The following is a 26,174-nucleotide window of genomic DNA, read 5'->3' as shown; positions in this document are numbered from 1 at the left end:
TCCGGTTCAGGCGAAGTCGGCGCGCCGGTAGCCCTGGGCGAAGAGCAGCGCGGTCAGGTCGCAATGATCCACCCGCGCCCGGGCGGCGGCGGCCACCACCGGCTTGGCGCGGAACGCCACGCCGAGCCCCGCCGCGCCGATCATGTCGAGGTCATTGGCGCCATCCCCCACCGCCAGGGTGGCGCTCATCGGCAGGGCGTTCTCGCTGGCGAGGCGCGTCAGCGTGGCGAGCTTGGCGTTGCGGTCGAAGACCGGCTCGCCTACGCCACCGGTCAGGCGCCCATCGGCGACCAGGAGCTCGTTCGAGACGTGGTGATCGAAACCCAGCTTCTCCTTCACGCGGCCCGTGAAGAAGGTGAAGCCGCCCGAGGCCAGGCAGGTGACGGCGCCCTGCGCGCGCATGGTCGCCACCAGCGTCGCCGCGCCGGGCATCATCTCGGTCGCTTCCCAGGTCGCCTCCAGCGCCGCGATCTCGAGGCCGGCGAGCATGCCCACGCGCTCGACCAGGGCGGCGCGAAAATCCAGCTCGCCATTCATCGAGCGCTTCGTGATGGCGGCGATCTTCTCCTTCAGCCCGGCATAGGCGGCCAGCTCGTCCAGCGTCTCGGAGGTGACGATGGTGCTGTCCATGTCGGCGACGAGCAGCTTCTTGCGCCGGCCCGCCACGGGCTGGGCGATGGCATCCACCGGCGCGCCGCCGATCGCACCCCGGATCGCGGCGTGGATCAGTTCCGGCGCCGCGCCGGTGAAGGGGATGTCCACCGCCTCCTGCGGGGAGAGCCAGTCCGGCGTGCCGGGGGTGGCGCCGATCGCGGCCATCGCGGTGCGGATCTGGGCGGGCAGGGCGGGGTCGAGCGCGCCGGGCGGCGCGATCAGCGTCAGGACATGGGGCATGGTGTGCGGCCTGTGCCATCCGCATGAGCGATAGGCAACCCGATCCGCGCCCGCGCGCGATCCTGATCGCCGGCCCGACCGCGAGCGGGAAGAGCGCGCTGGCGCTGGCCCTGGCCGAGCGCTTCGGCGGCACGGTCATCAACGCCGATTCCATGCAGGTCTATCGCGAGTTGCGCATCATCACCGCGCGCCCGACGCCCGAGGAGGAAGCGCGCGTGCCGCACGCGCTCTATGGCGTGCGCCCGGCGGCCGAGGCGGGCACGGTGGCCTGGTGGCGCGGCGCGGCCCTGGCCGAGATGGCGAAGGCGCGCCTGCCGATCCTCTGCGGCGGCACGGGGATGTATTTCGCGGCGCTCACCCAGGGCCTTGCCAACATTCCCGCCGTGCCGCCCTGGGCGCGGGAGGAAGCGCGCGCGCGCCTTGCCGCCGAGGGGCCGGCGGCGCTGCATGCGGCGCTCGATGCCGAGACGGCGGCGACGATCCGCCCCTCCGACAGCCAGCGCATCGCCCGCGCCTATGAGGTGCTGCGCGGCACCGGCCAGGGGCTGCGCGCCTGGCTGGCGGCGGGCGGGGAGGGGCCCGCGCCCTGGCGCTTCGCCGCCATCTGGCTCGACCCCCCGCGCGACACCCTGCGCGCGGCGATCGCGGCGCGCTGGGCGGCGATGCTGCAGGCGGGCGCGCTGGAGGAGGTGCGCGCGCTGGGCGCGCAGGGGCTCGACCCTGCCTTGCCGGCGATGCGCGCGCATGGCGTGCCGGAACTGCTCGCGCATCTCGCCGGGCGGATGCGGCTGGAGGAGGCCTCGGCGCGGGCGGTGCTGAACACGGGGCAGTACACGAAGCGCCAGGCGACCTGGTTCCGCCATCACGCCTTGGCGGAGGCGCCCTGGGCGCGGAGATTCGATGCGCGATACCTCAACAACGAGCAATATTCAGAAAGTTTGTTCGATTATTGCGCGGATTTTCTTGCCCTGGCGCGTTGACGCGGTGCAGCAGCGGGGCTAAGAGGGGCGCCCCGCGCGGCCTCCGGGCGGGAATATTGCGTCCATTCCAGGGAAGATCTCGCAACCATGTCCGCCTCCGCCCAGCACGCCGACACCGCCACCCCGACCATGACGGGTGCCGAGGTTGTCCTTCGCGCGCTGAAGGACCAGGGTGTCGAGGTCATCTTCGGCTATCCCGGCGGCGCGGTATTGCCGATCTACGACGCCATCTTCCAGCAGAACGCCATCCGCCACATCCTGGTCCGGCATGAGCAGGCCGCGGTGCATGCGGCCGAGGGCTATGCGCGTTCCACCGGCAAGGTGGGCGTGGTGCTGGTGACCTCCGGCCCCGGCGCGACCAACGCCGTGACGGGCCTGGTGGATGCGCTGATGGATTCCATCCCGGTGCTCTGCCTGACGGGCCAGGTGCCCACGCATCTCATCGGCAATGACGCCTTCCAGGAAGCCGACACCACCGGCATCACGCGCCCCGCCACCAAGCACAACTACCTGGTGAAGCGCAGCGACGACCTCGCCCGCGTGATGCATGAGGCCTTCCATGTCTGCCGCTCGGGCCGCCCCGGCCCGGTGGTGATCGACCTGCCGAAGGACATCCTGATCAACAAGGCGCCGTACCGCGAAGCGCCGCCGGCCAGCGAGCCGCATCGCAGCTACCGCCCGCGCACCGAGCCCGAGATGGGCCAGATCCGCAAGGCGGTGGCGCTGCTCAAGGCGGCGAAGAAGCCGGTGGTCTATGCCGGCGGCGGCGTGATCAATGCCGGGCCCGAGGCCTCGAAGCTGCTCGGCGACTTCGTGCGCATGACGGGCTTCCCCTGCACGAACACGCTGATGGGCCTGGGCGCCTTCCCGGCGAGCGATCCGCAGTTCATCGGCATGCTCGGCATGCACGGCACCTACGAGGCCAACCTCGTGATGCATGGCTGCGACGTGATGTTCAACATCGGCGCGCGCTTCGATGACCGCGTGACCGGCAAGCTCAGCCATTTCTCGCCCGGGTCGAAGAAGATCCACGCCGATATCGATCCCTCCTCGATCAACAAGAACGTCAAGGTGGACGTGCCGATCGTGGGCGATGCGGCGCGCGTGCTCGCCATGATGATCGAGGCCTGGAAGGAGGACACCCAGGCCCAGGACCGCGAGGCGCTGGCCGGCTGGTGGCGCCAGATCGATGTGTGGCGCGCGAAGGATTGCCTCGCCTACACGCAGCGAGGGCCGATCATCAAGCCGCAGCATGCGGTCAAGCGCCTGTTCGAGATCACCCAGGAGCTGGGGCGCGACACCTTCATCACCACCGAGGTCGGCCAGCACCAGATGTGGGCGGCGCAGTATTTCGGCTTCGACAAGCCGAACCGCTGGATGACCTCGGGCGGTCTCGGCACGATGGGCTATGGCCTGCCGGCGGCGATGGGCGTGCAGATCGCCCACCCCGACGCGCTGGTCATCGACATCGCGGGCGAGGCCTCGATCCTGATGAACATCCAGGAGATGGCCACGCTGTGCCAGTACCGCCTGCCGGTGAAGGTCTTCATCCTGAACAACGAATACATGGGCATGGTGCGCCAGTGGCAGGAATTGCTGCATGGCGGCCGCTACTCGGAGAGCTACTCCGAAGCGCTGCCTGATTTCGTGAAGCTGGCCGAGGCCTTCCACGGCGTGGGCATGCGCGCGACCTCGGCCGATGACCTCGACCGCGTGATCCGCGAGATGATCGCGATCGACCGGCCCGTCATCGCCGACATCTGCGTCGCCAAGGATGAGAACTGCTTCCCGATGATCCCCTCAGGCGCCGCGCATAATGAGATGATCCTCGCCCCCGGCCAGGAAGGTGGCGTCGCCGGCGTGACGGATGAGGGCAAGGTCCTCGTCTGAGGCCCTGACCCGAACTCGCCCTTTTCCGTCACCTGACAGTCAAAGCAGAACATCATGTCCGAAGCAGGAAACGCGTTCCGCACCGCCACCATCGCGGTGCTGGTGGAGAATGAGGCCGGCGTGCTCGCCCGCGTCATCGGCCTCTTCTCCGGCCGCGGCTACAACATCGACAGCCTGACCGTCGCCCCGGTGGACGACACGGGCCGGATCAGCCGCATCACGGTCGTCACCTCGGGCACCGAGATGGTGATCGAGCAGATCAAGGCGCAGCTCGACCGCCTCGTGCCCGTGCACAAGGTCAGCGACCTGTCGCTGGAGGGGCCGCACCTCGTGCGCGAACTCGCCCTGATCAAGGTGGTCGGCCGGGGCGAGCACCGGGTGGAGGCGCTGCGCCTGGCGGACGCCTTCCGCGCCCGGGTCGTGGACGCCACCACCGAGAGCTTCGTGTTCGAGATGACCGGCAATGCCGACAAGATCGACGCTTTTTGTGCCCTGATGCGCCCGATCGGGCTTGCGGAAGTGTGCCGGACCGGGGCAGTGGCGATCGCGCGCGGGCCGGCCGGCCTCGCCGCCTGAATTTTTCTTCAAGACCCAACGAGGGGAGTGCGCCAGCGATGCGCGTTTACTACGACCGCGATGCGGATGTGAATCTGATCAAGGCCAAGAAGGTCGCGGTCATCGGCTTCGGCAGCCAGGGCCATGCCCATGCGCAGAACATGCGCGACAGCGGCGTCACCGACGTCGTCATCGGGCTCCGCCCCGGCGGGTCCTGGAAGAAGGCCGAAGCGGCCGGCTTCAAGGTGATGTCCCCGGCGGACGCGGCGAAGTGGGCCGATGTGGTCATGGTGCTGACCCCCGATGAGCTGCAGGGCGACCTCTACCGCGAGCACCTGCACGCCAACCTCAAGCCCGGCGCGGCGCTCGCCTTCGCGCATGGCCTGAACGTGCACTTCAACCTGCTCGACCCGCGCGCCGACATCGACGTGTTCATGATCGCGCCGAAGGGCCCCGGCCACACGGTGCGCGGCGAGTACCAGAAGGGCGGCGGCGTGCCCTGCCTGGTCGCCGTGCACCAGAACCCGTCGGGCAATGCGCTCGAGATCGCGCTCTCCTACGCTTCGGCCATCGGCGGCGGGCGTTCGGGCGTGATCGAGACGACCTTCAAGGAAGAGTGCGAGACCGACCTGTTCGGCGAGCAGGTCGTGCTCTGCGGCGGCCTGGTCGAGCTGATCAAGGCGGGCTTCGAGACGCTGTGCGAGGCCGGCTACGCCCCCGAGATGGCGTATTTCGAGTGCCTGCATGAGGTGAAGCTGATCGTGGACCTGATCTACGAGGGCGGCATCGCCAACATGAACTACTCGATCTCCAACACGGCCGAGTATGGCGAATACGTCACCGGTCCGCGCATCATCACGCCCGCCACCAAGGCCGAGATGAAGCGCGTGCTCGAGGACATCCAGTCCGGCCGCTTCGCGCGCGACTGGATGCTGGAGAACAAGGTGAACCAGGCGAGCTTCAAGGCCACCCGCCGCCGCCTCGCCGAGCACCCGATCGAGGAAGTGGGCGAGAAGCTGCGCGCCATGATGCCCTGGATCAAGACGAACCAGCTGGTGGACAAGGCGAAGAACTGAGGCACGCGCCAGCGCGCCGAAGGGAAGGGGCGGCGGGGCAACCTGCCGCCCCTTTTTCGTGCCGGGCTGGCACCGGCCGCGCCCCGCCCCAGATAGGTGCCGCATGAGGAGTTCCCGATGCTGCACCGCCTGGCCGCTGGCTTCTCCGCGCTGCTGCTTGGCGCCTGCTCGGTGGTGGGCGTGAGATCCGGCACCGAGGAGCCGGCCTTCGAGGCGCTGGCCATGCAGGGCGCGGTGGAGATCCGCCGCTACGCCGCGCGCCTCGCCGCCGAGACCGAGGTCGCGGGCGATGAGATGGCCAGCCGCAGCGAGGGTTTTTCGCGTCTCGCCGGCTACATCTTCGGGGGCAATGAGGGCGCGTCGCGCATTGCCATGACGGCGCCGGTGGCCCAGGACCCGATGCGCATCGCCATGACCGCCCCGGTCGCCCAGGCGACCAGCGGGGAGGGGCATCGCATCCGCTTCTTCCTCCCGGCCACGCTGCGCCATCCGCCGCGGCCGCGGGACCCGCGCGTGGTGATCGTGACCGTGCCGGCCGAGACCATGGCGGTTCTGCGCTTCACCGGCTCCACCGGTCCGGCCGCCGTGGCCGAGCAGCGCGCGGCCTTGCTCGCCGCGTTGGCCACCGGCCCCTGGCAGCCGGTGGGCGAGCCGGTTTCCTGGTTCTACGACCCGCCCTGGACCCTCCCCGCGCTGCGCCGCAACGAGGTGGCCGTACCCGTCCAGCCGCGCGGTTGACCGCGCGCGCGCGGCTGGGCAGCCTTCGCGCATGATGATCCCCGATGACGGCTCCGGCTATCCGCGCGACTTCAAGGGCTATGGCGCAAGCCCCCCCGACCCGCGCTGGCCGGGCGGGGCGAAGCTCGCCCTCTCCTTCGTGCTGAACTACGAGGAGGGCGGCGAGAACACCGTGCTGAACGGCGATGCCGGCAGCGAGCTCTATCTGCATGAGGTGCCGGGCGGCAGCCCGACGCTCGGCGAGCGCAACCGCAGCGTCGAGACGCAGTTCGACTATGGCGCGCGCGCCGGCGTCTGGCGTGTCCTGCGGCTTTTCGCGCAGCAGCGCTTCAACCTCACCGTCTATGGCGTGGGCCGGGCGCTCGAGCTCAACCCCGATGTCGCGCGCGCCTTCGCCGATGCCGGGCATGAGGTCGCCTCCCACGCCTGGCGCTGGTTCGACTACCACCGCATGGAGGAGGCCGAGGAAGCCGCCGACATCGCCCGCTGTGTCGAGACCATCGAGCGCCTGACCGGCACGCGCCCGGTCGGCTGGTACACCGGCCGCTTCAGCCCGCGCACGCGCCGGCTCGTCGCCCGGCATGGCGGCTTCCTCTACGACAGCGACAGCTATGACGACGACCTGCCGCACTACGTGCAGGTCGAGGGCAGGCCGCAGCTCATCATCCCCTACACGCTCGACAACAACGACATGAAGTTCGCCGTGCCCCCCGGCTTCGGCGACCCGGACGGGTTCGAGCGGCATCTGCGGGACGCCTTCGACCTGCTGCTGGAAGAAGGCCGCGCGGGCAGCCCGAAGATGATGTCGGTCGGCCTGCATTGCCGCCTCGTGGGCCGGCCGGGTCGGGCGCGGGCGCTGCAGCGCTTCCTCGCCCATGTCGCGGCGCATCGTGAGGAGGTCTGGGTCTGCCGCCGCGCGGACATCGCGCGGCATTGGTGGAAGGAGCACCCGCCCAAATGATCCGCCTGGTCCTCGGCGCGCTGCTGCTCGCCACGCCCGCCGTCGCGCAGAACCGCGCGACCTGCGAGGACCACCGGGAGGCCATCGCGGCGCTGGTCGGCAAGACCGAGGCCGAGGCGCGCGCCGCGCTTGCCACGATGCCCGGCGTGCGCACCATCCGCCTGCTTGCGCCCAACCAGCCCGCCACGATGGATCTGCGCCCCGACCGCGTCACCGGGCTGGTGCGGGACGGCCGGGTCGCGCAGATCGGCTGCGGTTAGGGTCTGTTCGTCCGCAGGATTTCCGGATTCACCATCATCGAGGGATCCGGCCTGCCATCCAGCGCATCGAGGATGTTCTGCGCGGCGAAGCTCGCCATGCGGTTCAGCCCTTCCTCGGTGCTCGCGGCCGAATGCGGGCTGATCACCACATTCGGCAGGGAGAGCAGCGGGTTGCCGGGCGTGGCGGGCTCCACCTCCAGCACGTCGAGCCCGGCGCCCATCAGCCGCCCGCTCTCCAGCGCCGTGACCAGGGCGGATTGCTTCACCACCGGCCCGCGCGCCGTGTTGACCAGGATCGCACCCGGCTTGAGCGCGGCGAAGGCGGCCTCATCCATTAAATGATGCGTCGCCGGCGAGAGCGGGCAGTGCAGCGTCACCACATCGGACTCGGCCAGGGCGGCGTGCAGATCGCGCGCCGGGCGGAAGCCGTCGGCGGCGATCCGCTGGGGCGAGAAGCCCGGATCCATCACCGCCACGTCGAGCTTGAAGGCCTTCAGATACTGCGCCACGCGCGTGCCGATGCGCCCATAGCCCACCACCAGCGCCCGCCGCCCGGCGAGGTCGACCATGCGCAGGCCGCCCGGCGGCCACCAGCCGCCCGCCTTCACATGCTGGTCGATGTCCACCGCGCGCCGCGCGACCGCCAGCAGCAGCATCATGGCGTGCTCGGCCACCGAGAGGTCGTTCGAGCCGTTCGCGACCATCACGGGGATGTTGCGCTCCGTGCAGGCGGCGATGTCGACCGTGTCGTAGCCCACGCCGATGCGCGAGACGACGCGCAGATGCGGCGCGGCGGCCAGCGCCGGGCGGTCCATGCGCTCGAGCCAGCACAGCGTGGCATGGGCATTGGCGATCGCCGCGTGCCATTCGGCCACGCCCGGATCGGCGAGCTGCACCACTTCCACATCCGGCCGCGCCGCGAAGAGCGACATGCCGGCTTCGGGCAGCTTGCGGCCCAGAACAACGCGCCAGACCATGCGGAATCTCTCCTTCGTGAGGCGCGCAGGGTGCCCAGGGACGGCGCGCAGCACCAGTGCTTGCGGCCCGCCCGCAGCCCGGCTAGGTTCGGGGCAGCCATGACGCCCCGCGCGCCCCGTATCGAGCTGTCCGCCGCCCTCCGGGGCCGGCTGCCCGCGCGCGCGCTTCTCCTTCTTCGACTTAGCCACCCCTGGGCGTAACGCCCGGCCGCGCAAGGCCGGACTCGCTCAGGGGACCCTGAGGGCAGGCTTGCCCTCGCGCATGGCACAGTGACAACGAAGGAACGCCCCCATGGCCATCATCCATCCCTCTTTCGGGCAAATGGACCCCGACCGCATCATCGTGTTCGACACCACCCTGCGTGATGGCGAGCAATCGCCCGGCTTCTCGATGAACCTCGAGGAGAAGCTGCGCATGGCCGAGGCGCTGGCCGAACTCGGCGCCGACGTGCTGGAAGCGGGCTTCCCGATCGCGAGCCCCGGCGATTTCGAGAGCGTGCACGCCATCGCCCAGAAGTTCAGCAAGGACGGCCCCGTGGTCTGCGGCCTGGCGCGCACCGCGCCGGGCGACATCGCGCGCGCGGCGGAGGCCATCAAGCCGGCCGCACGCGGGCGCATCCACACCTTCGTCTCCACCAGCCCGCTGCACATGCGCGTGAAGCTGCGCATGGAACCGGCGCAGGTGCTGGAACTGGTGACCTCCTCCGTCACCGCGGCGCGCAACGCGACCGACGATGTGGAGTGGTCGGCCGAGGACGGCACGCGCACCGAGATCGACTTCCTCTGCCGCTGCGTGGAGGCCGCGATCAAGGCGGGTGCGACCACCATCAACATCCCCGACACGGTCGGCTACGCCGTGCCCGAGGACATGCACCGCATCTTCGCCACGGTGCGGGAGCGCGTGCCGGGTGCGGACCGCGTGATCTTCTCCACGCACAACCACAACGACCTGGGCCTGGCGGTGGCGAACACCATCGCCGCCATCCGCGCCGGCGCGCGGCAGGTGGAGTGCACCATCAACGGCATCGGCGAGCGCGCGGGCAATGCGAGCCTCGAGGAGATCGCGATGGTGCTGCGCACGCGCCATGACGCGCTGCCCTATGCCAATGCCGTCGCCACGCCCAACATCCTGCGCACCTCGCGCCTGCTGGCGACCATCACGGGCTTCGACGTGCAGCCGAACAAGGCGATCGTCGGCCGCAACGCCTTCGCGCATGAATCGGGCATCCACCAGGACGGGATGCTGAAGGACAGCTCGACCTACGAGATCATGACGCCCGAGAGCGTGGGCTGGACGAAGTCCTCCCTGGTGCTGGGCAAGCATTCCGGCCGCGCCGCCTTCAAGGACAAGCTGAAGGCGCTGGGCTACGAGGTCGGCGACAACGCCATGAACGACGCCTTCAAGCGCTTCAAGGACCTCGCCGACCGCAAGAAGGTGGTCTACGACGAGGACATCGTCGCCCTGGTGGATGACGAGGTCGTGCGCGCCAATGACCGCATCAAGCTGACCGGCCTCAGTGTCTCCACCGGCATGCACACCCGCCCCATCGCCTCCATCGCGCTCGAGGTGGATGGCGAGGTGAAGGAAGGGGTGGCCGGGGGCGATGGCGGGGTGGATGCCACCTTCGCGGCGCTGCGGGCGGCCTTCCCGCATGAGGTCAACCTCAAGCTCTACGCCGTGCAGAGCGTGACCGGCGGCACCGACGCCCAGGCGCGCGTGACGGTGCGGCTGGAGGAGGAAGGCAAGCTGGTGGACGGGCAGGGGGCGGATACCGACACCATCGTCGCCTCGGCCCGGGCCTATGTGCACGCGCTGAACAAGCTGCTGGTCAAGCGCGCCCGCACCGCACCGGCGGAGGTCTCGGCAGCCTGAGACCCAACAGGGCTTGAGCCAGGGGCGGGGGAGGGCTAAGCACCCCCCCTCGCGCCACACCCTCGCGCCCCTCGCGGAGCCTTCGGCCCGAACGGAGCATCGAACCCTTCGCCGGGCGCGATGTCGCCGGGCAGAACGGTGCTGCCAGGGCGCGATACGCCCTGCCTACGGAAGGTCCGCCGCCCCATGTTCTCCCGCCTGTTCGGCTTCCTGTCGGCCGACATGGCCATCGACCTCGGCACCGCGAACACGCTCGTCTATGTGAAGGGGCGGGGGATCGTGCTGAACGAGCCTTCGGTGGTCGCCATCTCCGATTTCCGGGGCAAGAAGCAGGTCCTGGCGGTGGGGGAGGAAGCCAAGCTCATGCTCGGCCGCACGCCGGGCAACATCTCCGCCATCCGCCCGCTGCGCGACGGCGTCATCGCCGATTTCGAGGTGGCGGAGGAGATGATCAAGCACTTCATCCGCAAGGTGCATAACCGCCGCTCCTTCGCCTCGCCGATGATCATCGTCTGCGTGCCCTCGGGTTCCACCGCCGTGGAACGCCGCGCCATCCAGGAAAGCGCCGAGAGTGCCGGCGCGCGCAAGGTGCTGCTGATCGAGGAACCCATGGCGGCGGCGATCGGCGCCGGCCTGCCGGTGACCGAGCCTTCGGGCTCGATGGTGGTCGATGTCGGCGGCGGCACCACGGAAGTGGCGGTGATCTCGCTGGGTGGCATCGTCTATGCGCGCTCGGTGCGCGTGGGCGGCGACAAGATGGATGAGGCGATCATCAGCTACATCCGCCGCCAGCATAACCTGCTGATCGGCGAGAGCACGGCCGAGCGCATCAAGATGGAGATCGGCGCCGCCGCCCCGCCGCCCGATGGCGAGGAAGGCCCGATGACCGAGGTCAAGGGCCGCGACCTGATGAACGGCGTCCCGCGCGAGGTCATCGTCAGCCAGCGCCAGATGGCCGAGAGCCTCTATGAGCCCGTGGTCGCGATCGTCGAGGCGGTGAAGGTGGCGCTCGAGAACACGCCGCCCGAACTCGCCGCCGACATCGTGGACAAGGGCATCGTGCTGACCGGCGGCGGCGCGCTGCTGCACCGGCTCGACGGGGTGCTGCGCGAAGCGACGGGCCTGCCTGTTGTGGTGGCAGAAAACCCGCTGGATTGCGTTGCCCTCGGCACGGGGCGGGCGCTTGAAGAGATGAAGCGCCTTCGCCACGTCCTCTCCTCCATGTATTGATAGGAAGCTTCGGGCAGGGGAGTGATCGGGTGCGGGAGGTCGCGGCGTGATTCGTCTCAGCATCCCCCTGCGCCAGGCCCTGGCCCGGCTGACCCTGCCCGTGCTGATCGCGGCCGCCTTCGGCACCATGCTGCTCGGCAAGGCGGATGCGATGCTGGCCGAGCGCGCCCGCACCCTGCTGGCCGATGCGCTCGCCCCCTTCTACGCCGCCTTCGCCGAGCCCGCGCGCTCGGTGCGCGACCTGATCGCGGATGCGCAGGATCTGCTGGTGATCCGCGAGGAGAACCAGCGCCTGCGCGAGGAGAATGAGCGCCTGCGCCGCTGGCAGGCCGCCGCCCTGTCGCTGGAGGCGGAGAACGCCATGCTCCGCCGGCAGTTGTCCTACGTGCCGGAGCGCGCCCCCGCCTTCCACACCGCGCGCGTGATCGCCGATGGCGGGGGGGTCTATGCCCGCGCGGTGCTGCTGGCCGTCCCGCCCGAGATCCAGGTGCGGCGCGGGCAGATCGCCCTCGATGAGCGCGGCTTCGTCGGGCGTGTGACGGAGGTCGGCGCGCGTTCGGCCCGGGTGCTGCTCGCCACCGACATGAACAGCCGCATTCCGGTGACGCTGGAGGGCTCCCGCGCGCGGGCCATGCTGGCCGGCACCAATGGCGCACGCCCGCGCCTGCAGCATTGGTCCGAGGGCAGCCGCCCCGAGGAGGGCGAGCGCGTGGTGACCAGCGCCGAGGGCATCGCCTTCCCCGCCGGCCTGCCGATCGGCGTGGTGCGCTGGACGGAATCCGGCGTGCCGGAGGTGGAACTCTTCGCGCGCACGGACCGGCTGGACGTGGTGCGGCTGTTCGATTTCGGCCTGGGCGGCATCCTGCCGCCGGAGGCCATCGCGCGGCCCGAGCCGCGGGCGCGGCGGTGAGCCTGATGGTCGGGCGGCCGGAACCCTCGCCCGGATTGCTGCGGCGGATCGACGCCCTGGCCCGCGCGGCGCTGCCCACCTTCACCACGGCGCTGCTGCTGGTGCTGGCGGCGGGGCCGACCGGCGTGCCGGCGCTGGTGCCGGCCACCGCGCTGCCCTGCGTCTTCTTCTGGTCGCTCTTCCGCCCCGGCGCGATGCCGCCGCCGGCGGTCTTCGCGCTGGGCGCGTTGCAGGATCTGCTGACCCTGGCGCCGCTGGGCATCGGCGTGGTGACGCTGCTGGTCGCGCATGGCCTGGCCGTGGCCTGGCGGCGCACCCTGGCGCGGCAGAGCTTCCTCTTCGTCTGGCTTGGCTTCTGCGGCTTCGCCGTGGGGGTGGCCGGGCTGAGCTATGTCCTGACCGCGGCGCTGTCCTGGCAGGTGCCGCCCCTGCCGCCGGCGCTGCACCACGCCGCCCTCTCCGCCGGCCTCTACCCTGCCTTCGCCTTCCTGCTGGGCCGCGCCCACGCGATGATGACGCGGGCGGAGGAGACGTTGTGAGGCGGCCCGCGCGACACAATGCTTGGGGCCGCATGGCGGCCCCCGCGCACAGACCGGATGCTTGCCACGGCGCATCAGCGCGTCACGCCGAAGGCGAGCCTTCGGCACGACGGCGCGAAGGCAAGCCGGCGGATGCCGGCGCCGGCCGCCTGAGGGCCAAGAAAAATGTCCCGTAAGCAGCGCGAGGAAGAACGCGTCCGCGGCATCTTCGCCCGCCGCGCGCTGCTGCTCGGCGCCGGGCAGATGGGGCTGCTGGGCTTCCTCGCCCATCGCCTGCACCAGCTGCAGGTGGAGGAGGGCGAGCGCTACGCCACGCTGGCCGAGGAGAACCGCCTCTCCGCCCGGCTGCTGGCCCCCCCGCGCGGGCGCGTGCTGGACCGCCAGGGGCGCATCATCGCGGGCAACCAGCTCAACTGGCGCGCCCTGCTGGTGGCCGAGCAGACGGCCGATGTCGCCGCCACGCTCGAGACCTTCAGCCGGATCGTGCCCCTCACCGAGCAGGAGCGCACGCGCATCGAGCGCGAGGTGCGCCGCCGCCGCCGCTTCGTGCCCGTGGTGGTGCGTGAATTCCTCACCTGGGAGGAGATGGCGCGCATCGAGCTGAACGCGCCCGACCTGCCGGGCATCAGCGTCGATGTCGGCACCACCCGCATCTACCCGGAGGGCGAGCACCTCGCGCATATGGTGGGCTATGTGGCGCCGCCCGCCGAGCGCGACATGGATGGCGACCCGCTGCTGGAACTGCCCGGCATCCGCGTGGGGCGCGCGGGGATCGAGCGGCACCACGACCTCGCGCTGCGCGGCCGCGCGGGCGCGGTGCAGCTCGAGGTCAATGCGGTGGGCCGCGTCATCCGCGAGCTTGACCGGCGCGAGGGCGTGCAGGGCCAGGATGTGCAGCTCAGCGTCGATGCCGAGCTGCAGAAATCCATCCGCGGCAAGATCGAGGAAGGCACCTCCGTGGTGCTGATGGATGCGCGCAATGGCGAGGTGCTGGCCATGGCGACGCAGCCGAGCTTCGACCCCAACGTGTTCAATTCCGGCGTCTCCGCCGCGCAATGGCGGCAATGGACGGCGAACCGCGCCACGCCGCTGATCAACAAGGCGACGAACGGGCTCTACGCGCCGGGCTCGACCTTCAAGATGGTGGTCGCGCTGGCCGCCCTCGAGGCGCGGGTGACCACGCCGGGTGAGCGCGTGAACTGCCCCGGGCACATGGATCTGGGCGATGCGCGCTTCCATTGCTGGCACCGCCCGGGCCATGGCGGGATGGACATGCGCACGGCGCTGAAGGTCTCCTGCGACGTGTATTTCTACGAGATGGCCAAGCGTGTGGGCATGGACCGCATCGCCGCCATGTCGCGCCGCTTCGGCCTGGGCGTGCCGCTCGACATCGAGCTGCCGGGCACGCGCGCCGGGCTGGTGCCGACGCGCGAATGGCGCCAGGCGCAGGGCAAGCCCTGGGCGCTGGGCGACACCGTGGTGCATGGCATCGGCCAGGGCTTCTACCAGCTCACGCCGCTGGCGCTGGCGACCATGACGGCGCGACTCGCCACCGGGCGCGCCGTGCAGCCGCATCTGACGCGCACCATTGGCGGCCGCCCCGTGCGCGGTGGCCGGCCGGAGGATTGGCCGAGCCTGGGCATCCCCGAACGCGACCTCCGCCTGGTGCGCGAGGCGATGTGGGCGGTGGTGAACGAGGCCGGCGGCACGGCCCGCACCTCCCGCCTGCCGAACGAGGTGGGGGCGCAGATGGCCGGCAAGACCGGCACGACGCAGGTGCGCCGCGTCTCGCGCGAGCAGCGTGAGCGCGGCTTCCGGGTGGAGCAGTTGCCGCGCGAATGGCGCCCACACGCGCTCTTCGTCGGCTTCGCGCCGCATGACAACCCGATCTTCGCCGTCTCGGTGATCGTCGAGCATGGCACCTCCGGCTCCGGCGCGGCGGCGCCGCTGGCGCGCGACGTGCTGGCCGAGGCCTTCCAGCGGCTGCGGCCGGGGGCAGGGGGCCTGCGCATCGCCGAGGCCGCGCGCCCGGCCGCGGAACCGCCGCGCAGCGCGGGAGCGCCCCGGCCATGAGGAGCGCGCCATGAAGTTCGAGCGGCGATTGCTGACGCGCGAGCGCGGCGCGGGCGTCTTCGAGAAGCTCTGGCAGATCCCTTGGCTCTTCGTCCTGCTGCTCTGCGCGGTGGCGACGGTGGGCTATGTGGCGCTCTATTCCGCGGGCGGCGGCTCGCCCGAGCCTTATGCGGGGCGGCACGCCATCCGCTTCGGCTTCGGCGTGGTGCTGATGCTCTCGATCGCGCTGGTCGATATCCGCGTGATCGCCCGCTTCGCCTGGGTGGGGTATGTGGGCGGCGTCGGGCTGCTGGTGCTGGTTGCGATGCACGGCAATATCGGCAAGGGCGCGCAGCGTTGGATCGACATCGGCCCGCTGCAATTGCAGCCCTCGGAGCTGATGAAAATCATGCTCGTGGTGGCTCTGGCGTCCTGGTTCCACAAGGCAAGCTGGGAGCGGATCGGCAATCCGCTCTTCCTCATCCCGCCCTTGATCGCGGTCCTGATCCCGGCAGGGCTGATCTTCAAGCAGCCAAATCTCGGCACGGCGCTGATCACGCTGATGATCGGCGGCGCGGTGTTCTTCGCCGCCGGCGTGCGTTTCTGGAAATTCGCGCTGCTGCTGGGCGGTGCCGCGGTGGCAGCGCCCATCGTCTACGACCACCTGCACGACTACCAGCGGGCGCGCATCACCACCTTCCTCGATCCCGAGAGCGACCCGCTCGGGGCGGGCTACAACATCATCCAGTCGCAGATCGCCCTCGGCTCGGGCGGTTTCTGGGGCAAGGGCTTCCTGCAGGGCACGCAGGGGCACCTGAACTTCCTGCCCGAGAAGCAGACCGACTTCATCTTCACCATGCTGGCCGAGGAATTCGGCCTGGTCGGTGCGCTGACGGTGCTGGGCCTGCTGGCGGGGGTGATCGCCTTCGGCTTCCTGGTGGCGCTGCGCAGCCGCCACCAGTTCGGCCGCCTGCTGGCGGTGGGGCTGGCGACGAACTACTTCCTCTACGTCTTCGTCAACATCGCGATGGTGACGGGCTCGATCCCGGTGGGTGGCGTGCCGTTGCCGCTGATCAGCCATGGCGGTTCGGCGATGCTGACGACGATGCTGGGCTTCGGCCTGTTGTTGTCGGCGCATGTGCATCGCGACGCAGAAATGGGCGCGGCGCAGGAAGGCCCCTGAGGGGGGCTGGACAAGCGCGCCGGTCCCTTCTAAACGGCGCCTCCCGGATGGGCGCTTAGCTCAGTTGGTAGAGCAGCTGACTCTTAATCAGCGGGTCGTAGGTTCGAGCCCTACAGCGCCCACCATCCGGATCAATCACTTAGCCGAAATGCACCCCGAACCGTTGCCCCCGGAAAATCGACGGGGGCAAGCCGGGGGCAAAATTGCGGGCCGCACCCCTCGACCGGCTCGCCGAAGGCGACCGGCAACAGATCGGCGCCCCTGCCGTCAGAACCGCGCCAGCCCGCGCCCGTCCCCGCCAGCCCCCACCCTAGGCTTTCCGCGGGTTCCGGACGCGCCTGACGCGCCTGACGCGGTTTTCCCTACTGCCAGACAACGCCTTGCGGCCGGCGCCCTCTGGCGCCCCTCTCTGTCGCCCTGTCTTTTTGAAAGGATAGCCGCGCCAGCCGCGCCAGCGCGACCGTAACCGGCCGATCTCTAGGGGTTGCCGAGGGTGGCACCCGCGCCAGCCCCGCGCCCGTCCCCGCCAGCCCTCGCGAAGCCGGGCCGATCCGCAACTCGGCCGGCAGGCGGCAGACACTCCGGAGGGGAGCGCGTGTTGCGGCGGTTGCGTGAGGGGCGCGCGGAGCGGGACACGCCGCGATGTGCCGAGACGCGCGGGGCGCGCGAAGCCGGAATGGCGTTGCGCCCGTTGCACCCGAATAGGTCCGGATCACTACCTATGTCGAGCGCTTGCGCTCACCGTATGTGCTGGAGGCGGGGAAGGACCCGAGGCCACGGCGGCGCGGATGAGCGGCCGGCGCCGATCCTCTGCGGGCGAGCGTGCGCTCAACCAGGGCAGGGCGCGGGAGGGGAAGCGGGAGGCCATGATGCCCCTCCAAAGCGAAAGCCGCCCCATGGCGCCAAGGCCATGGAGCGGCTGCACATGGTCGCCCGGAGAGGTCGCCGAGCCCATGTTGCCGGTGTTGTTGTGGACACCGCCGGCTGGTCCACTGCGGAGGGAGCCGGACAGGCCCAGCGCCCGCAGCCGCGCGCCTTTGTGCCTAGGCGCCGGTGGAGCGCACGGCCCCCACCCAGCCCGTCGGGGCAATCACGAAGTCATGGGTCAGCTTCATCTCGACACCATCGAAGCCGCCCGTCTCATGCTCGCTGAAGCGCGTCCCGCCGCCTTCGCCTTCCAGGGTGACGAAGGCGGCGATCGGCGCTTGCACCGGATCGGCGAACAGGAAGTAGGGGACACCCGAGAGGCGCGGCTCGAGCAGCATCTCGAGACGGTTGCCGAATACCGGCCTCGAGCTCTCGGCCGTGGCCACGGAAAGCTGGTTCAGCGCCTGCTCGGCCGCGGTCTCGTTTGCCGGCGACACCAGCAGGTAGCGCGGCGCGGGGGCAATCAGCGTTCCCGCCGCGTCGAGCTGCCCGCGCATCACCAGGCGTGCCGCACCCAGGCCCGCGGTGCCCATCGCACCCGTTGCCACGTTGCCATGCGCCGCGATGAAGAGCGGGTTGCCATCGCTCATCGTCGGGCCGAAGCCGCCGCCATTCGCGGCGAAGAGCTTCACGAATTCGGCGCCTTCCGTGGCGATGATGGCATTACCCAGAAGGTTGACCTGGGTCAGCGCGTCGAGGTCGTCATTCACCAGCGCCTGCCGCGTCCAGCGCATGCCGCGCGTGAAGGTCTTGACGGCCGAGGCTTCGCCACGCTCGGCCGGCGCTGCGTAGCGGATCGGGCCGCCCTCGGCGGTCTCGTCCAGGTTCTGCACCCCGGCGAATTGCAGCATCGTGAAGCTCTTGAAGTCCCGCACCGTGCGGGGCACGCAGAGCATCCGGGCCGCGCCGGGCTCGGCCTGCATCCGCTCGCTCAGCATCCGCTGCGAGGCGCTGCGCAGAAGCTGCGGGAAGTCGCTGGTCGTCATGGCCATGTTGATGGCCTGCGCGTCCGACATGCGACGGCCTGCAGGCACCATCCCGCGCGCCTTCAGCAGCGTCTCGGCCATGCCGGCGAGGGTCATGTCGGCGAAGTCCCGCGCCATCGGCTCCGGCTCGCGCCGGTGGAACCGGGCAACCACCGCGGCAGACATGCGGTCCGCGATGAAGCGCGGCGAGGTGTAGTCCCGCCCGATGGTGACGGTGGAGTTCTGCACCGGGGCGCGCCGCGCGGCGAGGATGTCGATGGCGGCATCGCGCGCCGCTTCGATCCCGGCGCCAGCGCGGAGCTGGTCCAGCACGAAGTCCGGCCCGAGTTCGGCGCGCGCCGCGATGCGTTCCAGCTCGCTCAAGCTCGCGGCCTGGATCGTCGGGACAGCGGAACCACTCGGGTCCGCGGGAGGCTGAGACATACGATTCTCCGTTGATGCCGCGACCAGCGCAGCGGGGGGGTTGAGAAACTTGGAAAGGTCGAGACAGGCGGCGATGCGCAGCGGCGCCAGCACGCGATCCGCCAGCCCGGCGGCGACGGCCTCATCGGCCGAGAACCACGTTTCCGTGGCCATCCATCGGTCGACCACCTCATCGGGCTGTTTGCTGCGCTCGGCATAGGCGCGGCGGAAGGTTGCCGAGACTTTTTCCAGAAGGTCCGCGCGCTGGCGAAGATCCTCGGCATTGCCCGTCGCCTCGGACCATGCGTTGTGAACCATCAGGAACGATCCCTGATGGATCAGGATTTCCGAAGCCGCCATGACGATCAGCGAGGCCGCGCTCGCGGCCACGCCTTCGATGATGGCGGTAACTTGGCCCTTATGGGCGCGAAGCTGCCCATAGATGGCGGCGCCAGCGAAGGCGCTTCCACCCGGCGAATTGACCACCAGGCGCACCGGCGCGCCCCTTGCCGCGCTCAGGAAGCTGGCAACTTCGCTCGGCGTGCCGTTGGTGATCTCGCCCGAAAGCCGCAGCTCACGCATCGGCGGCGCCCTGCGACGCGCAGATTTGCGCCAGTTGGTCGGCCGCGGTCGTGGCAGCCTTCGCCATATCCTGCCCGAGATGCTCGACCGCATAGGCCAGCAGCAGGGCAAGGCTCGCCATCTGGTCCAGGCTCAGGGTGGCACGCATCCCGCGCCCATCGAGGGAGAGGGACAGCCGGCCGAGGCTATCAATGCCGATGCCGTGAAGGTCCCGCAATTCATGCTCGACCGTTTCGATTCCGTCCGGGTGCAGGATCAGCAGCCGGCCGGTGGGCGGGAGGGGGGATGCGCTCATGCCATCCCTTTTGCGCGATCCGCTGCGGGCAATTCTTGGGCGGAACCACCCGAGAAATCGGGTGCGTTCTGCCACCCGCGCAACACGGCGCGCAGCCGATGGCGCGCGGCTTCCAGCGTCGGCGGGTTGTAGCGCGGCGATATCGGCAGATCGGCGAGCGTATCGTGAAAGGCCATGACAAAGCGCAGCGCGCGCCCGTTCTCCTGCCCGCTCGGCGGCCTGCCGAAGCCGCGCCAATAGAGCGCGGCCAACTCGCCCGCGATCACCAGCGGCAAGGCTGCGCCTGTCCGGTTCACTGGGCGTGGTGCCCTCAACCAGCGCCGCGCCTGGTCGATCCACACGGCAGGAAGGGGCGGAGGCGCATCCTCCCTGCGGGCCATATCCGCCTGAGCCTCGGCGAGCTCGATCAAGGCGGCGATCCATCGGCCACGCTGCGCGGCGGTTGCCGGCCCGCGGGTGACCGGCACGAACACGGCCACGTCGCCAAGGCGGCGAAGGTCCAGACGCCACCGGGCCGCATCCGCGCCGGCCAGCCTCACGCCACCGGCGACGGAGGCGATCAAGTCGGCCTGCGCATCGCTCAACAGCACCGGAAGGGGAGCGGATGGGAAGTCGGGAACGCTTGCCCCGGCGATTGTTGCCGAGCCCGTGCGCTGCGCTTGGTGCATGGTCCTAGAGTCTCCTGACGCTCCACCAGCGGCTGCCATCAGCGCCGCCTTTGCCGTGCGCCGCTTCGATGCCGTGAACCGCGCGCAGCCCCGGCGCGATGCGCCGCAGCTTCGTTCCCATGCCGGACGGGTTCTGTGGCCACAGTCTGCCGCGCGCGATGCGCTCGCCGGCCTGGTCGGACAGCTTGCGATAGAGCTCTTGCGGCGAGCCCTTCCACGCGGCGCCTCGGCCCTCGGCCTCCATCTCGGCGAGCAGTGCGACAATGGCTTGCGCCACGTCATCCACCTCAAGCGCGGCGCGATCCGCCTGGTTCCGGTTCGCGCGCCATGCGGCGGCGATGCGGCCCGGTTCGATGCCGAGCCCCGGCGCCGCAGCCTCGGCCCATGTGCACGCATCCATCATGCGCGGCGGATCGGGGATCTTCGTGGTTGCGACATTGCGCAGCGCGCTTGCCAGGCCATCGCAGAGCAGCCCGAGCAATCCAGGCCGCAGCCGCGCGAAATCGGCGGCGAGCTCGGCATCTTCGCGCCGCACGCGCAGCGGGCGAAGCTCGGCATTGATGGCCCGGTCGGCGAGGTCAGGCCGGCCGAGGATGGTGGAGGGGATGCCGTTCAACAGCAGCGGCCGAGTAACCGTGAAGATCACTTCGTCGCCGTCTGTGTGCAGCGCGCGCGCCGAGAAACCGCCAGATGTGGCGATGCGGCACAGCGCATCGCTGAATCCATCGCCGATGGAGCTCACATTGTCGCAGGCGAAAACATGACGGTTCATTGCCGAGATGAACACGTCGCGTTCCTCGCGGGGCAACGCGCGGCCGGTCAGCGTCGAAGGGTCAAGCAAGGCTTGCATGGCCCGCGCCGCGCCGGTCTTGCCGGAACCTTGCTCGCCATGCAGGAGCAGGATCGGATACGCGCCGGCCTCGGCGAAAGGCCGCGCTGCGCAGAGTAGCCAAGCCCAGAGCAGCGCCAGCGCATCGTCATCCTCGACATTGACGAAACGGCATAGGTCAGCAGCCTTTGCCGCATCGGCCTCCGGCTCCGGCAAGGCCAGCGCATCGGCCGCGCGCAGAAAGGCAACCGGCACCTCGGCCGCCTCCACCACGCGCCAGCCATGCGCATCAATGCGCACCGCGCGCCGCTCGCCGGCAGGATCACCGCCGCCGAGGTCCCACCACACCGCGCCATCCTCAAGCGCGAAGCGGCGCCACGGCTTGCGCACCTCCCCGGAGGTCATGGCCCGCGCCTCGGCCAGCGCTACCGTCTCGCCCTTCGCCTGTCCCGACAGGCCCGCGCCGTGCTGCGTGTAGAACCTCGCCACCAGCCAGGCGAGGAAGTCGCGGCTGGATATCCGCATGTGTTCGCGGTGCCGCGCGAAGGGCACGCTTGCGTGTGGCACGCCATCGGGCGAGCGCCAGAGGTCACAATCGCTCAACAGCAGCGCCAGCTTGTCCCGGCGCCGAGATTGCGGCGCCTTGCCTGTGGCTGGCGTGGCGGCCTCGCCATCGTCCATCGTGAAGCCTTCTCCGTCATCCACGGCGCGCGCGCTCCATGATCAGATCGGCGAAGTCGGCGCCTTCGCGCTGCGGCTTGGCGATGCGCACAACGCGGCCCTCGGCACGCCAGCGCGCCGCCGCCTTGGTCGCGGCATCCATGCCTGCGGCGTCGTGGTCCGCGGCGATCACCACCTCGCGCACCGCAGGGGGCAGCGTGAGCGTGTCGCGCATGTTGCCGGCCGAGACGGCAGCCCAACCCGACGCGCGCAGCATTGCAGCGGCGGCGAGGGTGCTTTCGATGCCCTCGGCAATCACCAGCCGCGCGCCGGCCTGGTGCAGCCGCAGGGCGGCGCCGCGCACCGGTCCGAGGGTCATCTTCGCCGGCTCCACCCGCGCCTTGCCGGCGCCTCCGGGGGCCAGGAAGGTGCGATGCAGGGAAGCCGGCCGGCCCTCGGCGTCGCGCAGCAGCGCCAGCATCGCGGGGAAGCGCGCGCCGCTCGGGTGTTTCGCCTGCGGCATGAAGCGCAGATCGGCGACGCCATCGAGCACGACACCCGGCAGGCGCTTGGCGAGATAGGCGGCGACCGGCGTCCCCTGCCAGGGCAGGCCGCTTTCCCATAGCCGCAGCGCAGCGGCCTTCCGATCCGCCACATCATCGCCTTGGATCGAAGGCCCCACCACCGGAGCCGGCGCCGCAGCGCCGAGGATCGCCGATGTGACGGCGGCCTGGTCGCGGCAGGATGCGCACCACCAGAGGGCGCGGCCGGCCTTCTCAGACAGCCGCAGGCCGGTTCTGTAGCCGCAGGCGGGGCAAGGCCCGATCCATCCACCAGCAGCCCGCTTTAGCCCAAGCCGCTCGGCGAGCTCGCGTGCCGATTCCGTCATCGGCGCACCAGCACTTGCCGGGGCAGATTGCGGGTTGCGTCACCCCTGGTCAGTGTCTTGAACAACAGCTTCACAAGCCGCCGCTCAAGGCGACGGATCGCGGAGCGGTTTTCCAGGGACCAATCCTCGGCCGCTTCCATCAACTGCCGCGCCGCGCGGATATGCGGCGCCTCGTAGGGATGGGGAGGGGTCGCGGCCAGATCAGCGGCGAGCGCGCGCAGATCGGCACGGAAAGTCATCGCTGCGGCGCTAGGCGCCGCAGGATTCGCACGGGGGGGCATGGCGCGGGTCAGGCCGCGCGGGCGTTCTTCGCGGCGCGTCGCGCCGCCTTGGCCTCGGCCGGCAGGGCGCGCGTGGCCTCAAGCGCGACGTGCAACTCGGAACGGCGCCACCGCGGCGCACGCGGCGCCGGGTAGAGCGGGGAGGGAAGCCGGCCGGAGGAGACGGCGCGCCAGAAGGCCGGCAGGGAAAGCCCCACCTCGGCGGCGGCATCTTCTGCAATCAAAAGCGGGTCGGGGTTCGCATGGTGGAGCATGAAAGCACCTCAGAGCGGTTGCGGTGCTTTCGGATCATCCACATGGATTGCGGGAATGCACGAGACTAAAGTCGGCGTTGCATTCTGTCTCGCGAGACAGATCATTGGCGCCTGCGTTCTATTCCCGCAGCCCGCTCATCATGCCCTTGAGGATGAGGTCCGCCAGAGCTTTGTCCGGCTCGCTGAGGTCACGAAATCTCTTGTCGATTAGAGCGCGAATCACTCGCGCCTCATCGCTCGCCCCCCGTCTCAAGCAATCATCAAGCGCATGTCGCAGAATCAACTTGCCTGTTTTGCTGCCAGCGAATCCCCCATCGCGCCGTGCCCGAACAATCCGTTGCCGTAGGGCATCGGTGTTGGGTGAATACGTGTCGCGGACGATTTCCCACATGCGCTCCGCCACCTTTGGCGCCGGCTCATCAGGGAATGCCATATCGATCAAGAAAAGCATCACCAGGAAATCGAGCTCTACCGCGGCGGGTATGGGGCGGCGTCCGATAGGCGGAGCTTCGTCCTTGGGAAGCCGCGCCGCTTCTTCAGCCAGCAGGCTTGATGCTCTGGGGGCAGATATGGCCGCAAGAGCGCGAATTGCCTCGACTGCCCTTGCTTCAGCTTCGTTCAGCCGCCGGATATCGTCCTCTGTGGCCAGACCGAAGCCCGGAAGCAGCCACTTTCGATCCAGACCGGATGGGGTTTCCTCTTCCATAATCACGCCTCCGCACGCTCCGCGGCGATAGTCGGCGGGGCAACCCGGCGCGGAGGGTCCGGGCGTTCGGGGGCCAGCCTAGCCCCGCCGATCTGGTCACGCCTTCAGCGAAGCCTCGCCACCTGGAAAGAGCCGGAGCAGATCGCACACCACGTCCCAGGCCCAAGGCTCAGCCATGCTGCCACGCGGATTATCGTCGCCGTGGAGCCCGACAGCCTCGGCCTTGGCGGCGCGGCATTTCGCCAGCACTCCGGCCAGCGTCACGGGCCGCGCATCGCTGATCAGGTCGGCGGAAGCGTTATATGCCTCCATTGCAGCGGAGTAGCCTTCGCCGTCGAGTTCGTCCGCGTTCACCAGGGCGATGCGCCCGGCGTGCAGGTCGGCAGCAGCAATCAATGCTCCATCGGGTTGCAGTTCCGGCACACGCGCCGGCATCGTGGTCTCAGCCTCAGACATGGAATCACCCTTCCGTGTATGGGGTCAGGCGGGCCGGGTGTTCCAGCACCCGCGCCCGCTGCCCTTCGATGCCGGGGAAACCGCCCCGGCGCGGATCACTCGCCGGCGCCGCCGCGTCTGCGGCCCGCTAGCGTCACCACCTCGGCCGCGCGCCCCACCAGGCCCGCCACATGCCCCTGCCAGAGCTTGAGAGCGGCGATAACCTCCAGCGCGTAGTCGTGGCGGTCATAGGTCCGCTCAAGCTTGGAGCGGCCCGAGACGTGATTGATCGCGGCCTCGGCATGGTCGCGCGACACCCCGAGCCGGGTCATGCCGGTTCGCGCCGTGCGTCGCAGATCATGCCAGCGCCAGGCGGGGAGCTTCGTGGCGTCATCCACCCGCGCCTTGAGCTTGCCGAAGCCCCGAAACCCGCTTCCCTGCACGCGCCCGAGCAATCGAAGATCCTCGGCCGGTTCTTCGCTTGGCCAGACGGCGCGGAGCTCGGCCACCGCCAGCGGCGAAAGTGGCACCGTATAGCCGATGCCGTTCTTCGTCCGCGCACCGGGGATCGCCCATCGGCCGGCATCGAGGTCGAGCTCGCCGGCGGCGATATCGGCAACCTCAAGCTCCCGCGCGCCGGTCAGGATCAACAGCCGCATGAAGGCGCGCAGCTTCGGAGCCTCACGATCCGCCGCCTTCCACACGGCGGCGAGCTCGGCATCGCTCAACACCCGCTCACGCGGCGCCGGGGGCGGGGCGATCTTCGCCGAGCCCTTGCGGGGCAACAGCGCCTCACCCACCCAGCCCATGGCCTCGGCGTGCCCGATGAAGGAGGAGGCCACGCGGTAGAGCAGCGCCGCCATGGCAGGCGCGCGCTTCGCCTTGCCCGAAACAAGGCCGGTCCAATCCTCGCGCGTCGTCTCGCCGAGCTTCCGCTTGCCGAGGGCCGGCTCGATATCGCGCCGTGCTATCCGCGCCACCTCGGCGGCGTAGCGCGGCGACCACGGTTCCTTGGTGCGGGTCACGCCATGCGCCTGCCAGGCGGCGAGGGCATCGGCGACGCTCAGGGCGGCAGCCTCGGCCTTCCGCGCTGCCCGCGCCTCTTGCTTCGCCTGGATCGGATCGGCGCCGCCCTCCACCGCCGCCAGAGCGGCCCGCGCGGCCTTGCGTGCATCGGCGATGCCCATGGCGGGCCATGTGCCGAGCTTGGGGCGGGTGTGCTTGCCGTCCGCAGTCTGGGTCCGAAGGCTCCATGTGGCGGCGCCGGTCGAAGTGATGCGCAGCACCAGGCCCTTGGTGCGGGTGTCGCGGAGCTCGATGCGCCCCTTGGCCGGGGGCTTCACCGTGCGCAGCCAGGCGTCGTTGAGGTCGTGCTTCATGGCCCATCCACTGATTGCCGTTGCCCCCGAATTTGCCCCCGAGAGTCGCCGGGGGCAAGTCGGGGGCAAAAATATCGCGCGGTGTGGGGAGGTCAGGGGAGGCTTGGGGAGGCTTCTGGCGGCGATAAATCCAGGAAATGCCTCAATTTCTCGCTTCCGATGCCACGGCGGGCCTAGCCGAAACACCTACTCTTAATCAGCGGGTCGTAGGTTCGAGCCCTACAGCGCCCACCATCCAACACTTCAGATTTTGGCAATTGGCCCGGCGAGACGCAGCGCGCGTCCCCTGCCATTCCCCTTTTTCGACGCCGACATCCGGCGGTGGACGCCGGGGGAACGCGCGCCTTGCCGGCTAGAGCAATATGCGTTCAGATGGAATCATCTGAACGCATTTCTTGCTCTAGATTCAATGATTTCCAGAGCACGAGCTGCGTTCATCAGAACGCAGCGCGCTCTAGCGGCGACCGAAGTGGTCAGGCCATGAAGCCGACGACGCCGACGGCCCGGGCATGGCCGAGTGCGGCGAGGGCGGCGAGCATTTCGGCCATCTTCTCGCTCCGTAGCGCGCCCGTCAATCGGCGGGCGACGTCCTATGCAGTGGCGGGGCCGCTGGTGAGCGCGAAGCGCTGAGGATGGATGCGGAAGGCACGTCCTTTGACCAGGGCGCGGCGCCGGACAGGGTGGCTTCGGCCACCGCCAACGCGGTCTGCATGGACTTGCGGGAGGTCTCTTCCGGCGCCGGGAACTCGGGGCGGAGCCAGCG

At 69.9% G+C, this 26,174-nt stretch carries 25 protein-coding genes, 1 tRNA gene and 1 pseudogene; 14 read left to right on the top strand and 13 right to left on the bottom strand.

Translation table 11 applies throughout. The features are described from left to right. Positions 1 to 6: 6 nt before the first annotated feature. Positions 7 to 894 (bottom strand): phosphoserine phosphatase SerB, encoded by an 888-nt coding sequence (gene serB, locus AC2D9U_RS14195; RefSeq protein WP_484750020.1) that lies wholly within the window; start codon positions 892 to 894, stop codon positions 7 to 9. 23 nt (positions 895 to 917) lie between these two features. Here serB and miaA point away from each other — a divergent pair, with 23 nt between their 5' ends. The 7 genes from miaA (at position 918) to AC2D9U_RS14160 (ending at position 7,354) form a co-directional block, all read left to right on the top strand. Beyond that, positions 918 to 1,874, top strand: a complete 957-nt coding sequence (gene miaA, locus AC2D9U_RS14190; RefSeq protein WP_484750019.1) for a tRNA (adenosine(37)-N6)-dimethylallyltransferase MiaA — start codon at positions 918 to 920, stop codon at positions 1,872 to 1,874. A gap of 87 nt (positions 1,875 to 1,961) precedes the next feature. Further along, the gene (locus AC2D9U_RS14185; protein WP_484750018.1) at positions 1,962 to 3,764 is read left to right on the top strand and encodes an acetolactate synthase 3 large subunit; all 1,803 of its coding nucleotides are present in this window, start codon (positions 1,962 to 1,964) and stop codon (positions 3,762 to 3,764) included. A gap of 54 nt (positions 3,765 to 3,818) precedes the next feature. Further along, positions 3,819 to 4,340 carry an acetolactate synthase small subunit gene (gene ilvN / locus AC2D9U_RS14180; RefSeq protein ID WP_484750017.1) on the top strand — a complete coding sequence of 174 codons (522 nt, stop codon included), beginning with the start codon at positions 3,819 to 3,821 and terminating at the stop codon, positions 4,338 to 4,340. Positions 4,341 to 4,378: 38 nt separating this feature from the next. Beyond that, positions 4,379 to 5,395 carry a ketol-acid reductoisomerase gene (gene ilvC / locus AC2D9U_RS14175; RefSeq protein WP_484750016.1) on the top strand — a complete coding sequence of 339 codons (1,017 nt, stop codon included), beginning with the start codon at positions 4,379 to 4,381 and terminating at the stop codon, positions 5,393 to 5,395. Between the two features lie 117 nt (positions 5,396 to 5,512). Then, positions 5,513 to 6,133 (top strand): SOUL family heme-binding protein, encoded by a 621-nt coding sequence (locus AC2D9U_RS14170; protein ID WP_484750015.1) that lies wholly within the window; start codon positions 5,513 to 5,515, stop codon positions 6,131 to 6,133. 31 nt (positions 6,134 to 6,164) lie between these two features. After that, positions 6,165 to 7,094, top strand: coding sequence for an allantoinase PuuE (gene puuE, locus AC2D9U_RS14165; RefSeq protein WP_484750013.1), 930 nt, complete (start codon positions 6,165 to 6,167; stop codon positions 7,092 to 7,094). After that, the gene (locus AC2D9U_RS14160) at positions 7,091 to 7,354 is read left to right on the top strand and encodes a hypothetical protein (RefSeq protein ID WP_484750011.1); all 264 of its coding nucleotides are present in this window, start codon (positions 7,091 to 7,093) and stop codon (positions 7,352 to 7,354) included. The genes puuE and AC2D9U_RS14160 overlap by 4 nt, the downstream gene beginning before the upstream one ends. Here the strand turns inward: AC2D9U_RS14160 and AC2D9U_RS14155 are convergent. Next, positions 7,351 to 8,331 carry an NAD(P)-dependent oxidoreductase gene (locus AC2D9U_RS14155; RefSeq protein WP_484750009.1) on the bottom strand — a complete coding sequence of 327 codons (981 nt, stop codon included), beginning with the start codon at positions 8,329 to 8,331 and terminating at the stop codon, positions 7,351 to 7,353. The two genes, AC2D9U_RS14160 and AC2D9U_RS14155, sit on opposite strands and share 4 nt — an antisense overlap. A 292-nt stretch (positions 8,332 to 8,623) precedes the next feature. On the opposite strand from AC2D9U_RS14155, the gene AC2D9U_RS14150 reads away from it, so the two are divergent. The 7 genes from AC2D9U_RS14150 to AC2D9U_RS14120 all read left to right on the top strand — a co-directional run bounded on the left by AC2D9U_RS14150 (position 8,624) and on the right by AC2D9U_RS14120 (position 16,243). Further along, positions 8,624 to 10,204 (top strand): 2-isopropylmalate synthase, encoded by a 1,581-nt coding sequence (locus tag AC2D9U_RS14150; protein ID WP_484750007.1) that lies wholly within the window; start codon positions 8,624 to 8,626, stop codon positions 10,202 to 10,204. A gap of 186 nt (positions 10,205 to 10,390) precedes the next feature. Beyond that, the gene (locus tag AC2D9U_RS14145; protein WP_484750005.1) at positions 10,391 to 11,434 is read left to right on the top strand and encodes a rod shape-determining protein; all 1,044 of its coding nucleotides are present in this window, start codon (positions 10,391 to 10,393) and stop codon (positions 11,432 to 11,434) included. Between the two features lie 46 nt (positions 11,435 to 11,480). Beyond that, on the top strand, positions 11,481 to 12,344 hold the full coding sequence (gene mreC / locus AC2D9U_RS14140; protein WP_484750003.1) for a rod shape-determining protein MreC: 864 nt from the start codon (positions 11,481 to 11,483) through the stop codon (positions 12,342 to 12,344). Between the two features lie 5 nt (positions 12,345 to 12,349). Continuing rightward, complete coding sequence (gene mreD, locus AC2D9U_RS14135; RefSeq protein WP_484750307.1) at positions 12,350 to 12,883, top strand: rod shape-determining protein MreD; 534 nt, start codon at positions 12,350 to 12,352, stop codon at positions 12,881 to 12,883. A gap of 165 nt (positions 12,884 to 13,048) precedes the next feature. After that, positions 13,049 to 14,956: a penicillin-binding protein 2 gene (mrdA, locus tag AC2D9U_RS14130; RefSeq protein WP_484750001.1), complete on the top strand. Its 1,908-nt coding sequence runs from the start codon at positions 13,049 to 13,051 to the stop codon at positions 14,954 to 14,956. Positions 14,957 to 14,966: 10 nt separating this feature from the next. After that, positions 14,967 to 16,118 carry a rod shape-determining protein RodA gene (rodA, locus tag AC2D9U_RS14125; protein WP_484749999.1) on the top strand — a complete coding sequence of 384 codons (1,152 nt, stop codon included), beginning with the start codon at positions 14,967 to 14,969 and terminating at the stop codon, positions 16,116 to 16,118. 49 nt (positions 16,119 to 16,167) lie between these two features. After that, positions 16,168 to 16,243: transfer RNA gene (locus AC2D9U_RS14120), tRNA-Lys, on the top strand. 918 nt (positions 16,244 to 17,161) lie between these two features. On the opposite strand, the gene AC2D9U_RS14115 is transcribed toward AC2D9U_RS14120, so the two are convergent. From AC2D9U_RS14115 to AC2D9U_RS14065, 11 genes and pseudogenes are all read right to left on the bottom strand, one after another. Next, the gene (locus AC2D9U_RS14115) at positions 17,162 to 19,015 is read right to left on the bottom strand and encodes a head maturation protease, ClpP-related (RefSeq protein ID WP_484749997.1); all 1,854 of its coding nucleotides are present in this window, start codon (positions 19,013 to 19,015) and stop codon (positions 17,162 to 17,164) included. Then, the gene (locus tag AC2D9U_RS14110) at positions 19,008 to 19,310 is read right to left on the bottom strand and encodes a hypothetical protein (protein WP_484749995.1); all 303 of its coding nucleotides are present in this window, start codon (positions 19,308 to 19,310) and stop codon (positions 19,008 to 19,010) included. The genes AC2D9U_RS14115 and AC2D9U_RS14110 overlap by 8 nt, the downstream gene beginning before the upstream one ends. Further along, entirely contained in the window at positions 19,307 to 19,978 is a 672-nt protein-coding gene (locus AC2D9U_RS14105) for a hypothetical protein (protein ID WP_484749993.1), read from the bottom strand. Before AC2D9U_RS14105 ends, AC2D9U_RS14110 begins: the two co-directional genes overlap by 4 nt. Before the next feature lie 4 nt (positions 19,979 to 19,982). After that, complete coding sequence (locus AC2D9U_RS14100) at positions 19,983 to 21,488, bottom strand: hypothetical protein (protein WP_484749991.1); 1,506 nt, start codon at positions 21,486 to 21,488, stop codon at positions 19,983 to 19,985. Positions 21,489 to 21,504: 16 nt separating this feature from the next. Continuing rightward, a complete protein-coding gene (locus tag AC2D9U_RS14095) occupies positions 21,505 to 22,122 on the bottom strand; it encodes a DUF7146 domain-containing protein (protein ID WP_484750305.1) in 618 nt (205 codons plus the stop codon). 93 nt (positions 22,123 to 22,215) lie between these two features. Then, positions 22,216 to 22,356 (bottom strand): annotated as a pseudogene (locus AC2D9U_RS14090) (hypothetical protein); the annotation flags it as partial. Next, positions 22,353 to 22,595 (bottom strand): hypothetical protein, encoded by a 243-nt coding sequence (locus tag AC2D9U_RS14085; protein WP_484749990.1) that lies wholly within the window; start codon positions 22,593 to 22,595, stop codon positions 22,353 to 22,355. The pseudogene AC2D9U_RS14090 and the gene AC2D9U_RS14085, both read right to left, overlap by 4 nt. Before the next feature lie 50 nt (positions 22,596 to 22,645). Further along, a complete protein-coding gene (locus AC2D9U_RS14080; RefSeq protein ID WP_484749988.1) occupies positions 22,646 to 22,891 on the bottom strand; it encodes a helix-turn-helix transcriptional regulator in 246 nt (81 codons plus the stop codon). Between the two features lie 118 nt (positions 22,892 to 23,009). Next, positions 23,010 to 23,597: a hypothetical protein gene (locus tag AC2D9U_RS14075; protein WP_484749986.1), complete on the bottom strand. Its 588-nt coding sequence runs from the start codon at positions 23,595 to 23,597 to the stop codon at positions 23,010 to 23,012. A 96-nt stretch (positions 23,598 to 23,693) separates the two neighbouring features. After that, the gene (locus tag AC2D9U_RS14070) at positions 23,694 to 24,053 is read right to left on the bottom strand and encodes a hypothetical protein (RefSeq protein ID WP_484749985.1); all 360 of its coding nucleotides are present in this window, start codon (positions 24,051 to 24,053) and stop codon (positions 23,694 to 23,696) included. A gap of 95 nt (positions 24,054 to 24,148) precedes the next feature. Then, positions 24,149 to 25,411: a tyrosine-type recombinase/integrase gene (locus tag AC2D9U_RS14065; protein WP_484749983.1), complete on the bottom strand. Its 1,263-nt coding sequence runs from the start codon at positions 25,409 to 25,411 to the stop codon at positions 24,149 to 24,151. Positions 25,412 to 26,174 lie beyond the last annotated feature (763 nt).

The sequence above is a fragment of the Roseomonas sp. TF40 genome (assembly GCF_057219975.1).
Note: the sequence above shows the minus strand (reverse complement) of the source record. Positions and strands in the feature narration are given on the sequence as shown.